General features: G+C 69.9%; 12 protein-coding genes and 1 pseudogene. 9 read left to right on the forward strand and 4 right to left on the reverse strand.

What is annotated here, in order from left to right; all coding sequences use genetic code 11:
• Positions 1-318 precede the first annotated feature (318 nt).
• Positions 319-2,919, forward strand: a complete 2,601-nt coding sequence (locus tag K1T34_RS07250) for a fibronectin type III domain-containing protein (RefSeq protein WP_220243511.1) — start codon at positions 319-321, stop codon at positions 2,917-2,919.
• Positions 2,920-2,961: 42 nt separating this feature from the next.
• Positions 2,962-3,432, forward strand: a complete 471-nt coding sequence (locus K1T34_RS07255) for a GNAT family N-acetyltransferase (protein ID WP_255638376.1) — start codon at positions 2,962-2,964, stop codon at positions 3,430-3,432.
• A gap of 4 nt (positions 3,433-3,436) precedes the next feature.
• Here the strand turns inward: K1T34_RS07255 and K1T34_RS07260 are convergent, their stop codons facing one another.
• The 3 genes and pseudogenes from K1T34_RS07260 to K1T34_RS07270 form a co-directional block, all read right to left on the reverse strand.
• Positions 3,437-3,838: a hypothetical protein gene (locus K1T34_RS07260; RefSeq protein ID WP_220243512.1), complete on the reverse strand. Its 402-nt coding sequence runs from the start codon at positions 3,836-3,838 to the stop codon at positions 3,437-3,439.
• Between the two features lie 914 nt (positions 3,839-4,752).
• Positions 4,753-5,670, reverse strand: a complete 918-nt coding sequence (locus K1T34_RS07265; protein ID WP_220243513.1) for an NADP-dependent oxidoreductase — start codon at positions 5,668-5,670, stop codon at positions 4,753-4,755.
• A pseudogene (locus K1T34_RS07270) lies at positions 5,667-6,059 on the reverse strand (nuclear transport factor 2 family protein); the annotation flags it as partial. The gene K1T34_RS07265 and the pseudogene K1T34_RS07270, both read right to left, overlap by 4 nt.
• Before the next feature lie 151 nt (positions 6,060-6,210).
• On the opposite strand from K1T34_RS07270, the gene K1T34_RS07275 reads away from it, so the two are divergent.
• The 7 genes from K1T34_RS07275 (at position 6,211) to K1T34_RS07305 (ending at position 12,056) form a co-directional block, all read left to right on the forward strand.
• The gene (locus K1T34_RS07275) at positions 6,211-7,038 is read left to right on the forward strand and encodes a LysR family transcriptional regulator (protein WP_220243514.1); all 828 of its coding nucleotides are present in this window, start codon (positions 6,211-6,213) and stop codon (positions 7,036-7,038) included.
• Between the two features lie 122 nt (positions 7,039-7,160).
• Entirely contained in the window at positions 7,161-7,847 is a 687-nt protein-coding gene (locus tag K1T34_RS07280) for a FadR/GntR family transcriptional regulator (RefSeq protein ID WP_220243515.1), read from the forward strand.
• Between the two features lie 14 nt (positions 7,848-7,861).
• Positions 7,862-8,689 carry a creatininase family protein gene (locus K1T34_RS07285; RefSeq protein ID WP_220243516.1) on the forward strand — a complete coding sequence of 276 codons (828 nt, stop codon included), beginning with the start codon at positions 7,862-7,864 and terminating at the stop codon, positions 8,687-8,689.
• Positions 8,686-9,543 (forward strand): transporter substrate-binding domain-containing protein, encoded by an 858-nt coding sequence (locus tag K1T34_RS07290; protein WP_220243517.1) that lies wholly within the window; start codon positions 8,686-8,688, stop codon positions 9,541-9,543. The genes K1T34_RS07285 and K1T34_RS07290 overlap by 4 nt, the downstream gene beginning before the upstream one ends.
• Before the next feature lie 12 nt (positions 9,544-9,555).
• Positions 9,556-10,311 (forward strand): amino acid ABC transporter permease, encoded by a 756-nt coding sequence (locus K1T34_RS07295; RefSeq protein WP_220243518.1) that lies wholly within the window; start codon positions 9,556-9,558, stop codon positions 10,309-10,311.
• Positions 10,308-11,090 (forward strand): amino acid ABC transporter ATP-binding protein, encoded by a 783-nt coding sequence (locus tag K1T34_RS07300; RefSeq protein WP_220243519.1) that lies wholly within the window; start codon positions 10,308-10,310, stop codon positions 11,088-11,090. Before K1T34_RS07295 ends, K1T34_RS07300 begins: the two co-directional genes overlap by 4 nt.
• Positions 11,091-12,056 carry a PHB depolymerase family esterase gene (locus K1T34_RS07305; protein ID WP_220243520.1) on the forward strand — a complete coding sequence of 322 codons (966 nt, stop codon included), beginning with the start codon at positions 11,091-11,093 and terminating at the stop codon, positions 12,054-12,056. It abuts the gene before it with no gap.
• Positions 12,057-12,246: 190 nt separating this feature from the next.
• On the opposite strand, the gene K1T34_RS07310 is transcribed toward K1T34_RS07305, so the two are convergent.
• Positions 12,247-13,287, reverse strand: coding sequence for an Atu2307/SP_0267 family LLM class monooxygenase (locus tag K1T34_RS07310; RefSeq protein ID WP_220243521.1), 1,041 nt, complete (start codon positions 13,285-13,287; stop codon positions 12,247-12,249).
• Positions 13,288-13,489 lie beyond the last annotated feature (202 nt).

The raw sequence follows: 13,489 nt of genomic DNA on the forward strand, positions 1-13,489 counted from the left end.
GCGGCCGCACCGGGTTGAAAGCGTTTACCGTTGTACGCCCGCCGCAGTCGAGCGTCAACGATTCATCCGATGACTGGGCCAGCCAAACGCTCGAGCACGATGCGAATCGGTGACGTTTTCCCAGAACAACACCACCAGTTCACGCACCCGAACACCCTTTCACATATGGGAATTCCCGCGGAATCGGTCAAGGACCAGTAGACCAGTCGAGTTCATTCGGAAAGAGCCTCACCAAAAGCCCTCGACAATCACCGCGCAGAGATCCTATGTTTGCCCTGCCCACGGCTCGGTACATCACCCAGCTCGACGGAGGCCACGATGACCCGCCACACCACCACTCTCGCCGCCACGCTTCTCCTCGGCGCCGCCTTGCTGGGCCCGGGAACCGCTGCCGTGGCGCAGCCCGGCCGGCAGGACGTGTACGTCGCGCCCGGCGGTTCCGACAGCGCGCTGGGCACGGCCGCCCACCCGATCCGCACGGTGGCCCGAGCCCAGCAGCTGGCCCGGGACCGTGCACCCCACCTCACCACCGACCTCACGATTCACCTGGCCCCCGGCGTTTTCCGCCTCGACAAGCCGCTCACCCTCGACGCCCGCGACTCCGGCACCGGCGGCCACCGCATCATCTGGCAGGGCTCCGGGCGCACCGTGCTCAGCGGCGGCCGTCAGGTCACCGGCTGGCGCCCCGTGCCCGGTCACGCCGGTCTCTTCGCCGCGCCTGAACCCGCCGGCATGGACAACACGAGACAGCTCTACATCGACGGCGTCCGCGAACAACGCGCGCAAGGCCAGCTCCCCGTCAAGCTCACCGCCACCGACACCGGGTACACGGCGTCCGCCGACACGCTCGCCCACTGGCACGACCCGAGCGACATCGAACTCGTCTACACCGCGGGCGAAGCGCTGTGGAACGTCCAGCGCAACGGCCTCGGCCAGTGGACCGAACCCCGCTGCCCCATCGCGTCGGCGACCGGCACCACGATCACCATGGCCCAGCCGTGCTGGGACAACTCCACCCGGCGCGTCGAGTTCCCCGACATCCCCGGCCGCACCGTGAACATGGTCGGCCCGGGTGATCTCACCAACGGCCGTCAACCGTCGTTTGTGGACAACGCCCGCGAGCTCCTCGACACCCCCGGCGAGTGGTACCTCGACCGCTCCGCCCGCACGATCTACTACCTCCCGCGAGCGCACGAGGACCTCCGGCACGCCGACGTCGAGGTCCCGGCGCTGGAGAAGCTCGTCGACGGCCGGGGCACCGCCACCGCGCCGATCCAGGACGTCGCCTTCCGCGGGATACAGTTCTCCTACGCGACCTGGCTCACGCCGTCGTCACCGGAGGGCTTCTCCGAAATCCAGGCGGGCTACACGAACACCGGCGTGGGCGCGTACGCCACCCAAGGCCTGTGCGGGTTCGTGACCGGCGGCACCTGCCCGTACGCGAGCTGGACGAAGGAACCCGGCAACGTCTCGGTGTCGCAGAGCCGGCGCGTCGAGTTCAGCGACGACGTGTTCACCCACCTCGGCGCCGCCGGCCTCGACCTCGGCGACGGCGCGCAGGACGCGACGGTGCGGGCGAACGTCTTCACCGACATCTCCGGCAACGGCGTCGAGGTGGGCGGCGTCGACCAGCCGCAAGGAGGTGAGATGACCAGTGGCGTGCAGGTCACCGACAACCACCTCTACGGCCTGCCGCGCGAGTTCCACGGCGGCGTGCCGATCGTCAACGGCTACACGCAGCACGACACCATCGCGCACAACGAGATCGACCACGTCGCCTACTCCGCCATCTCCGTGGGCTGGGGCGGCTGGCCCGACAAGATCATGCAGCCGGCGACGCCGAACGTCTCGCACGACAACGTGATCGCGGACAACGCGATCCACGACTACATGCTCGCCCTCGACGACGGCGGCGGCATCTACACCCAGGGCATCACCGGCACGTCGCTCACCGACGGCGAAAAGGTGACCGGCAACGTGATCCACGGCCAGTGGGGCCTGGGCAAGGCCGTGTACACCGACAACGGCAACACCTACGAGACCATCTCGGGCAACGTCCTCTACGGCGCCGCGTACTTCGACGTCGGCACCCCGCACGTCGACTACCGCGACGCGCTCGGCAACAACGACCCGACGCTCATCCAGGGCAACTACTGGGAACAGGGCGATCGCGACGGCACCAACAAGGGCGTGATCACGACCGGCAACCACCTGCTGAGCACTCCGGCCGCGGCGCCGGCGTCGATCGTGTCCGCGGCGGGGATCGAGCCCACGTACCGGTGGGTGCTGCAACGACCGGTCGACGGTCGTTCCGCGCCAGACGCGCCTTCACGAGTGGGTACGTTCGCCGTGGCGGGGAAGCTGTACGTCACCTGGAACCCGACCGTCGCAGAGAACGGCTCACCCGTGACCGCCTACGTCCTCACCACGACGGACGGCACGCATCGGGTCACCACGACCGTCCCGGCGGCGGACTTCCTGCGGACCGGCTACGCGACGGTGCCAGGCCTCACGGACGGCCGCGCGTACACGGTCACAGTCGCGGCCCGCAACGCGCTCGGCGCGGGCTTCGCGTCGCTGCCATCGGCTCCGGTGACCGTCGGCGCACCCGCCGATTCACTCGCCGCGGCCCCGACCGGCGCGAAGGCCCTCCCGGCCGCCGACGCCGTGAGCCTGCACTGGACCCCGCCCAAGAACACGGGCGCGACCCCGGTGCTCGCGTACCGCATCACGGTCTCCGACGGCCGCACGATCACCGCCGTCGGCCGCGACGCCCTGGTGAGCCAGCCGACGGCCAAGGGCATGACGCGCGTGATCGACGGCCTGACCGCCGGCACCGCGTACACGTTCACCATCGCGGCGGTGACGGGCAACGGCGCCGGGGCGCCGGTGTCGGTCACGGCGAAGACCACCGGCTGAACTCGATTGCGCCGCCGGCCTCCCGGGCGCTAGACAGGCACCGTGGACATCCGCCTGCTCGAAGCGACCGCCGACGACGCCGCCGAACTGCTCGTGCTGCAGCGGTGTTGCTGGGTGCAGGAAGCCCTGCTCAACAACACTCTCGAAATCCCCGCGCTGCACGAAACGCTCGACGAGGTCCGCGAGGGCATCCGCACGTGGCGGGTGTGGGTTCTGCGGCAGGGCCCGCGCCTGGTCGGCGCGGTCCGCGGGCGGCTCGAGGACAGCGCCTGGGAGGTGGGCCGCCTGATGGTCGCGCCCGACCTCACCGGGCGCGGCCTCGGCCGGCGGCTGCTGGAGCATGTGGAGAGCGAGGCGCCCGCGCCGGCGGAACGCTTCGAGCTCTTCACCGGCGCCGCGAGCAAGCGCAACATCGCGATGTACGAACGGGCCGGATACCGGTTGACCGACCAGCCCGGCCCGGTCGACGGCCACATCCGGCACGCGGTTTTCCTGGTCAAGCGCCGGGCGTGATCGCTCACCCCGTGTGCAGGTGCGCCGCCAGCCGGATCCGCAACCCGCGCACGTCGGCCAGCGCCACCGAGACCGTCTCCACCGGCCGGTGCCCCGCGGTGTTGTTCCACCGTCCACACGGTCCGGTGACGTACGTGAACCCGTTACGCGTCAGGGGAACCGACCAGATCTGCTCGCTCCCGCGCCCCGCGCCGGAGCCCCGCGCGTGCCAGAACTGCGACGTCGCCATCACCTCACCCAGCGCCGCCACGAACGCAGGCACGTCCTCGTCGCGCAGCCCGAGCCCCCGCCCGGCCCACACGCGCGGCAGGTCCGCCTCGCCCTCGCCGGGCCGCAGCGTGCGCCCGAAGACCACCTCGGTGTCCCCGACGTGAACACTCCAACCCCGCGCGGTGATGGTCACCATGGTTCGACTCGCTTCCTGAGTTCCGGCGCCGAGTGAACCACGCCCCCACCGAACCCGACTGAGCGATCACCGCTTCAGGAAGCGGGTTCTCCCTGGTGCCCCCGCCCGCGGTGGCGCCGCCGCTTGCGCAGCTCCTGCCGCGGTGCCTTCGCGCCCCCGCGCCCACCCGCGCCTCCACCTCGGCCGCCGAGGGGCCTCACGACTGGGGTCGCAGTTACCGACCCGCACCTCCACCGCGCCACCGACGGACCTCACCACTGGGGCCGCGACTGACAGCTCGCGCTTCCACCCGACCGCCGCTGACACAGCCCCGCCCGAACACAGCCCCGCCCGAACACAGCCCCGCCCGAACACAGCCCCGCCCGAACACAGCCCCGCCCGAACACAGCCCCGCCCGAACACAGCCCCGCCCTCCCAGGGGGGCGTGCCCATGCCCAGTCTATCGGCCCCCACCGACAAAACCCCTTGGCGCAGCCGAGTTATCCACAGGCGCGCCCGAATCCGGCACCACTGTGGACAACTCGGCGAGAGCCATCACCGAGCCCACCCAGAACCACCCCTGCTGCAAATCGGAGACTCCTCCGGTCACCCTCCACACCGAGACAACCGGAGGATCCTCCGAACAGCAGAACGGAACCGACAATTCCCATCACCACCCCGTTCACCCCGGGACTCCACCGCCGCCGAGGTGCTCGACGGCGTCGATCTCACCGGGCGCCGGGCCGTCTTCCGCATCCTCGTCAACAACGCCGGCATCACGGCCCACCGGAGCCACACCGAAGCCCCGAAGCCGAACGGTTCGAGCGGCCCACGACGGCAGCCCCGAACGCTCCAGCGTCGCACCCGAAGCCCTCGACCCCGAAGCCGCGAGCCGCGAGTCGCTTGTGGACGGTTTCCGAACAGCTCATCACAACCTAAGGCACCAGCACGACCTTCCCCGGCGCATGACCCTGGGCCAGCAACCGCTGCGCGTCAGCCGCCTGTGCCAGAGGGAAAGTCCGCGCCACGCGCACCGAGATCGTGCCCGCCTCGGCCAGTTCGACCAGCGCCAGCAGGTCCCGCTGGTCGAGGCGAGCGAACACCGGAACCGTGCCGGGAAAGGAAAACTCCGCGATCGACGCCACCCGCACGTCCGGCGAGGCCAAGTCCGGAGTGGACGAAAGTGCACCCCGCCCGACAGTGTCGAGCACCGCGTCGACTCCGGAAGGAACCAACGCCCGAACCCGCGAGGCAAGACCGGAACCATAAGAAACCGGCAACGCACCCAATGACCGCAGGTACTCGTGATTGGCCTCCGAAGCCGTCCCGATCACCCGCACTCCACGCGAGACCGCCAGCTGCACCGCGAGCGAACCCACGCCACCCGCGGCCGCGTGCACCAGCAACGTCTCACCCGAGGACAACCCGAGAGCCCGAACCGCCTGCAACGCCGTCAGCCCGCCGAGCGGCAACCCGGCTGCCTCGGCCCATGACAGCCGAGAAGGCTTGCGCACCAACGTTCGCACGTCGACTGCCACCTTCTCCGCATACCCGCCGTTGCGGTGTGCGACCTCTCCGCGAATGAACCCGATCACCTCGTCGCCCGGCGAGAACTCGGGCGCCGCCGGCCCCGCGCGTTCCACCACGCCGGCGACGTCCCACCCCGGCACCGCGGGAAAGTACGTCTCCTGAGCCTCGGCCAGCGCGCCCGCCTGCACCCCGAGATCCGCGGGGTTCAAGGCCGCCGCCTTCACCCGCACCAGCACCCCGTCGAGGTTCATCTTCGGGTCCGGCAGCTCCGCGAGCTCCAGCACCTCCGGACCACCGAACCGGTGGTGCACCACGGCTTTCACGACTGCAGCCCCGCCGGGAGCAGGTCGTTCAGCACGTCGTGGCGCGAGATCTTCCACTCACCACCGACACGGCGCAGCTCGGTGTCGTAGTAGCCCGACTCGATCGGCCGCACCACCGGCGACGGCAGCGTCCGGGCCTCGAACACCACGTACTGCGCCGACAGGTGCGCCCGGTCGCCGTCGACCTCGATCAGGTGATCCGAGGTCACGTGGTGCCCGGAACCGCCCTCGGGGTGCGGGGGCATGAACTGCTCCACCGCGTGCCGCACACCGGCGCCGCCGATCAGCGGTTCGCCGACCTGGTCGTACGTACCGGGACCGGTCCGGACGAGGATCCGGACCACGGCGTCGTCGGTGAACAGCGTGCCCTGCGCGGCGCCGTCTCGCCGGTCGGCCGCGCGGACTTAGCGGGCCAGGACCTCCTGGACCGCGCGTTCGTCACTCATGGAAATGGCCTTTCTCTGGGGGACTGCTTCCAGAGAACGCCCCCGTGACCCGCGGAACGATGACCGTCCGGGCGACGATCATTACCCTGGAGGTATGGATCGCCTGGAGACGCGCGAGCTCGCCTACTTCGTCGCGGTGGCCGAGGAGCTGCACTTCGCCCGTGCCGCCGAGCGGCTCGGCATCGCGGCGCCGCCGCTGTCGCGCGCGATCGCCCGGCTCGAGCGGCGCATCGGCGTGCGGTTGTTCGACCGCACGAGCCGCCGCGTCTCCCTCACCGAAGCCGGCAAGGTCTTCTTTGCCGAAAGCCGCGCGGCGCTGGCCGCCGTGGACACCGCGGTGCGGCGAGCCCAGCGCGCGGCCCGGCCGGCGCGGCTCGTGGTCGCCGTCCGCTCCGGCACCGGCGCGGGTCTGCTGTCCGACCTGCTCGAGGCCTACGCGCACCGCCCCGCCGCCGCGCCGGTCGAGCTGCTGTTCACCACCGACCAGACCCAGGCGCTGCGCGAAGGCACCGCCGACGTCGCCCTGCTCTGCGCGTCCTCCGACGCCACCGGGCTCACGACCACGGAGCTGGCCGTCGAGTCGCCGGTCGCTCTACTGCCGGTGTCCCACCCGCTCGCGACACGCGCGGCCGTCCCGATCGAGGAGCTGCGCCGGATCGATGTCTACCGCGCGACGTGCCCGCCGGTGTCGCTCGACGAGATCGTCGATCGCGTCGCGCTCGGCCAGCTCGTGGTGGTCGTCGGCGAGAGCGCCGCGAGCCGGATCGGCGACGCCGTGGTGGCCGTCCCGGTGGTCGGCCAGGCGGGCACCACGCTCGTACTGGGCCGTGCCGCGGGCGCCCCGACGCCGGACCTGAAGGCCTTCGAGCGCACCGCGAAGGACGTCGCCGCGCGCCGCCTCGCCACCGCCGGCACGGCGTAGCCCGAACCCTCGAAGATCACCCCAAACCCTCTGGACCTGCACTTATGCACGTTCGTCGCGAAATCCTTGACTTCAAATTGAGCAAGTGATTTAGTCAATTCACTCGCAGAACGGAGTCACCGATGACCGAAGCGCACCCGAAACACGGGCTGTCCGAACAGCTCGTGGACGGGCTGCTGGAGCTGATCGCCGACGAGCGACTGGCGCCGGGCGACAGCCTGCCGACCGTGCGCGTGCTGGCCGAGCGGTTCTCCGTGACCACGCCGACGATCCGGGAAGCGCTGCGCCGGCTGCAGACCACCGACGCGGTGCGCATGCGGCACGGCTCGGGCATCTACGTGGGCGACGGCATCCACCGCACGCTCATGCCGAACCCGAACTCCGCGCCGATGAAGGACGAGCTGATCCTCCAGCTCGTCGACGCCAGGCTCACGATCGAACCCGGCATCGCGGCGCTGACCGCGGTCAACCGCAGCGAAGAAAGCCTGCAGCGATTGGAACTCGCGCTCGACACGGCCAAGCGCGACAAGACCGACCACCGGCCGCACCTGAACTTCCACCGCGAACTCGCCGGCGGTTCGGGCAACCAGGTGCTCTTCGAGGTCGTCGATTCACTGCTCGCCGCGCGTGGCCGGGAGCAGAAAGCCCTGCGCGCCCTCATCGAGGACCGCCGGCGCGACTACGAGGAGCACCTCGCCATCTTCGACGCCGTGCGCTCCGGCGACGGGGCCGCCGCGGAGGAACACACCCGCCACCACCTCGAACAACTCCGCACCGAAGTGGCCCGCCAGCTCGGGCGGGCCGAATGACCCGGAAAGACACCATGCCGATCGCACCACGTTCACACCGCCTCGCCGACCTCACCTGGCCCGAGATCGACGACCTGCGCCCGCACGCCCCCGTGGCGATCGTGCCGCTCGGAGCCACCGAGCAGCACGGCCACGGGCTCGCGCAGCGCACCGACACCACCCGGGCCGAGGTCGTCGCAGACCTTGTGGCGCAACACCTTTCGCCGAAGGTCGTGGTGACGCCGGTGATCCCCGTCGGGGTCTCCGAGCACCACATGGCCTTCCCCGGCACGCTCACGCTGTCGCCGATCACGCTGCAGCAGGTGATCGTGGAGCTCGTCACCAGCCTGCACCGCCACGGCTGGCGCAAGGTCTACGTGCTCACCGGCCACGGCGGCAACAACGCGACGGTCGAGGTCGCCGTCACGCGGCTGCGCACCGACCTGCCCGACCTGCACATCGCGTGGAGCGGGATCACGCCCGTGGTGTCGGACCTCGTGTCGAAGCTGTCCGAAAGCAGGATCGGCGGCCACTCCAGCGAAATCGAGACCTCACAGGCGATGTTCGCCGACCCGGACCTCGTGCTCCCCGAGCGGCTCACCCCCGGCAGCTCGACCTTCGACGACCTCGACCAGGCGGGCAAGCTCAGCCGCTCGCGGCCGGGGATCCACTTTCCACAGTCCTATCACGACCTGAGCAAGACCGGCACGCTCGGCGACGCCACCAAGTCGTCCGTCGAGATCGGTGCTCGGCTGGTGGAAGCCACCGTCGAGCGCATCAGCGGCTTCCTGCAGGAGTTCCTCGACCTGCCGGAACGCCAGTCCGCCCCCACCCTCACCCGCATTCCCCAGGAGACGCCATGACCGCCCCGACCCGACGCCGTCTCGGAGTGGCCACCCTCGTGCTCGCGGCCGGCCTCACGCTGACCGCCTGCGGTGGCAGCGACAACCAGGCCGCCAACCCGCTCGGCACCGCCACCCCCGGCAAGGTCCACTTCGCCTTCCGCTCCGACGACAAGCCGACGTCGTTCATCGACGGCGGCAAGCCCACCGGCTTCCTCATCGAACTCACGCAGGCGATGGCGCAGAAGATGAACTTGACCGCCGACTACACGGCGACCGACTTCGCGAGCATGCTGCCCAACATCCGCAACCACAAGTACGACTCCGCCGCGTTCGGCACGCTCGTCACGCCGCCGCGCCAGGAGGTCACCGACTTCACCACCGCGGTGAACTACGGGCAGGCGCAGCTGATCTCCCGCAAGAGCGCGCCACTGGCCACTGTGGACGCCTCGGGCGGCAAGACCATCGCGATCACCCGCGGCAGCGAGCTGATCCCGCTCGTGAAGAAGCGCGTGCCGACCGTGACGGTCAAGGAGTTCCCGAACATCGCGGCCAGCTCCAACGCGCTCACCGCCGGCCAGGTCGACGGGCTGTTCACCGGCGTCGCGACCACGAACGACCTCCTCGAGAAGCACCCCGACTACCAGGCCTCGCCGGCGATCACCAGCGGCATGACCGCGTTCCCCGTGGCCAAGGACAAGCCCGAGCTGAAGAAAGCGCTCGACGACGCGCTCAAGGCCGTGATCGCCGACGGCACGTACACGAAGCTGTTCGACAAGTGGAACCCCAAGGGCGTCGCGATCCCGTCGGACATGCTCAAGGCCTACCCCGGCATGCAGCAGCGCCCCGGCGTCACCGCCGCCGACGGGTCCTGAAAGGACAGCGCCATGGACGGTCTGAAACAAATCTGGGACACGTTCTTCGACCTCGACCTCATCGGCAGCACGCTCCCCACGCTGCTGAAGGAGGGGCTGCTGAACACGCTGTTCCTCACCGTGCTCGCGAGCGCGATCGGCCTCGTGGTCGGCATCTTCCTCGCCAGCGGCCTGATGTCGCGCTTCCGGGTGCTGCGCCTGCCGTGCCGCTGGTACGTCGACATCCTGCGCGGCCTGCCCCACATCCTGAGCATCTACCTCATCGGCCAGGGCCTGCCGCTGGCCGGGCTCACGATGTTCGGCAACTGGACGTACGGCTACGCGGCGCTCGCGATCGGGCTCATGGAAGGCGCTTACATGGCGGAGATCTTCCGCTCGGGCTTCCAGAGCGTCGACAAGGGCATCGTCGAAGCGTCGCGCAGCCTCGGGATGTCGCACACGAAGACCATGCGGCTCATCGTGATCCCGATCGGTTTCCGCCGCGTGCTGCCGGCGCTCACCGGCCAGTTCATCCTGGTCATCAAGAGCACGGCGCTGGTCTACCTGCTCGGCCTCGCCGCCGGGCAGCGGGAGATGTTCGCGATCGCCCAGGACACGTCCACCAACAACGCTTCGCTTTCGCCGCTGGTCGCCGCTGGCCTGTTCTACCTCGCGATCACGGTGCCGCTCACCTACGTGGTGAACAAGTGGGACAAGCGGATGCGCGAAGGCCGGCCCGCCGAGGCGACCGCGCCGGCGGCCGTGCGCACCGAGGAGGCACTGGTATGACGCAGGCGAGCACCGCGGCGACAGCTTCGTCGTCGACCGCCCGAACCACCGGGACGACCGTCCGCTACGAACACATCGACAAGACCTTCGGCAACACCCCGGTGCTGCACGACATCGTGCTCGAAGCCCCGGGCGGCACCACGACGTGCATCATCGGCCCGTCAGGCTCTGGCAAGTCGACGCTGCTGCGCTGCACCAACCTGCTGGAGATCCCGACAGCCGGGCGCATCTTCATCGGCGACCAGGCCATCACCGACAAGGGCGCCGACGTCGACCGCATCCGCACCCGCGTCGGCATGGTGTTCCAGAACTTCCACCTGTTCCCGCACCACACGGTGCTCGACAACGTGACGCTCGCCCAGCAGCAGGTGCTCGGCGTGTCTCGCGACGAAGCTGTGGAGACCGCGCGGGCGAACCTTGCGGCGGTCGGGCTCGCGGCGTACGAGAACCGCCGGCCCTCCCAGCTCTCGGGCGGCCAGCAGCAGCGCGTGGCCATCGCGCGGTCGCTGGCGATGAACCCCGAGGTGATGTTGTTCGACGAAGCGACGTCCGCACTCGACCCCGAGCTCGTGAAAGGCGTGCTCGCCGTGATGCGCGACCTGGCTTCCCGCGGCATGACGATGATCGTGGTGACGCACGAGATGCGCTTCGCCCGTGAGGTCGCCGAGCAGGTCGTGTTCCTCGACCAAGGACGGCTCGTGGAAGCCGCCCACCCCACCGAGTTCTTCGAGTCCCCCCGCAGTGACCGGCTCCGGTCCTTCCTCGACGAGGTGCTCTGAATGAGATTCGCCAAGCTCGCCGCTGTCGCCGCGCTTGCGCTGACCGCCACGGCGGTCGTGCCGCAGACCGCGTCCGCGACCCCCTCCGTGCGCAACTACCCCAAGGTTTCGATGGGCTGCACCGCGCAGTCGACCACCCTGCCGCTCGGGCAGACGGTCACGCAGACCATCACCTCCGGCGGGCTTTCCCGCGACTACCTGATCCACCTGCCCGCGAACTACCAGCCCGGCCACCCGAAGCCCGTGGTCATGGCGTTCCACGGCCGCAAGGGCGACGGCAGCGACATCGAAGAGTTCTCCGGCATCGACGGACTCGACACCATCGCCGTCTACCCGGTGGGCGCCAAGGGTCTCGACGACCAGCGCGCCTGGCAGAGCGCCCCGTACGCCGCGGAAGGCGTCGACGACGTCCGCTTCGTCGGCGACCTGCTCGACCACCTGCAGGCGACGCTGTGCGTGGACCCGCTGCGCATCTTCGCCACCGGCAAGTCCAACGGCGCCGGCTTCGTGTCGCTGCTGGCCTGCCAGCTGCCGATGCGCATCGCCGCGTTCGCGACGATCGCCGGCGCGTTCTACCCGGGCACCACGGTGGGCTGCTCGTCGAGCGTCCCCGCCCCGATCGTCGACTTCCACGGCACCGCCGACCCGACCATCGAGTACAACGGCGGCACCAGCCACAGCGAGCCCATCCCCTACCTGATGGACTGGGCCCAGAACTGGGCGAACCACAACCATTGCGCTGCCACGCCGGTCAGCACCCCGATCGGCTCCGACGTGATCCAGTTCTCGTGGCAGAACTGCGCCGTCAACGCCTCGGTCACCCACTACCGCATCCTCGGCGCCGGCCACACCTGGCCCGGCGAGCTCGTGGACAGCGGCCCGGGCTCGGCGACGCAGACGGTGAAGGCACAGCAGGTGATCTGGACCTTCTTCAACGCCCACACACTGGGTTCCGGCTTGTTCTGAGTTGTCTGCCCCGGCTCCGCCGAGGCGTGCGAGATCGCTTCAAGCCGACTTCTTCCCTCCCGGTTTTCGCGCGGCCCAGGGGCCGCGCGAAAACCGCTCAGTCCAGAAGTCGGCGCGATCTCGCGGCTGTGGTAGCCAGTGCGACGCTGTCTTGCGGGGGTGGTGGCCAGGCCGCCACCCCTGCGAAGGCTTACTCCTCCATCAGGTCGCGAACCATCGGGGCCACGCGCGTGCCGTACAGCTCGATGTTGCGCAGCACCGAGCCGCGCGGCAGGCCGGCCAGCCCGTACTTGAGGTCGAACCGCGTGGCCCCCACCGTCTTGAGCGACGCGGCGATCTTGCGCGCCACCGTCTCCGGCGAGCCGACGTGCCAGGCGCCGCGTTCGGAGACCTCCTCCAGGAACTGCTCCCGCGACGGCGGCCGGAACCCCCGCTCGCGTGCGACGCGGGTGAGCACGTCGACGTAGTGCGGGTACAGCTCCTCCATCGCGTCCTCGTCGCTGTCGGCGATGTGGCCGGGCATGTGCAGCCCGATCGCCTTCTGCGGTTTGTCCAGGCGGCGCTGCACGTCGCGGAACAGGTCCGCGAACGGCTTGAACCGCGCGGCCGGGCCGCCGATGATCGCGAGCATCAGCGACATCCCGTACTTCGCCGTCCGCAGCACGGACTCAGGGCTGCCGCCGACGCCGATCCACGCCGGGATCGGGCCCGTCTCCGTGTGCGGCACGACTTCCTGCCCGCTCAACGAGGGCCGCAGCCGGCCGGACCACGTCACGGGCTTCTCCTCCAGCAGGCGGGAGAACAGGTCCACCTTCTCGTCGAACAGCTCGTCGTAGTCGCCCAGGTCGTAGCCGAACAGCGGGAACGACTCGGTGCTCGACCCGCGCCCCAGGATCACCTCCGCCCGCCCGTGCGAGAGCGCGTCGAGCGTCGAGTAGCGCTGGAAGACGCGCACGGGGTCGTCGGAGCTCAGCACCGTGACGGCGGAGCCCAGCCGGATGCGCGACGTGCGCGCCGCCACCGCCGCCAGCACCACATCGGGAGCCGAGAGCGGCATGTCCACCGTGTGGTGCTCGCCGATGCCGAAGAAGTCGAGGCCCACGTGGTCGGCGAGCACACCGTGCTCCACCAGGCCGCGGATGGTCTCGGCGTGGCCGACGGGCGTACCGCCGTCGTCGGAAAGCACGTCCCCGAACGTGTCGAGTCCGAGGGTGACCGAATACTTCGTCATGCCCCGATGTTGTAACCACCACGGCAACCGCACCTCGCCACACGCTGGGTACCCACACGAGGGGACGGCAGCGCGCCAGCTCGCGGAGGAGGATGGACTCAGGTGAGGCCGCCGCGAGGTCGCGCCGGCTTCTGGACTGAGCGATTTTCGCGCGACCCCTGGGCCGCGCGAAAACCGGGAGGGAAGAAGCCGGCTTGAAGCG

This window comes from Amycolatopsis sp. DSM 110486 (genome assembly GCF_019468465.1).
Lineage (GTDB): Bacteria > Actinomycetota > Actinomycetes > Mycobacteriales > Pseudonocardiaceae > Amycolatopsis.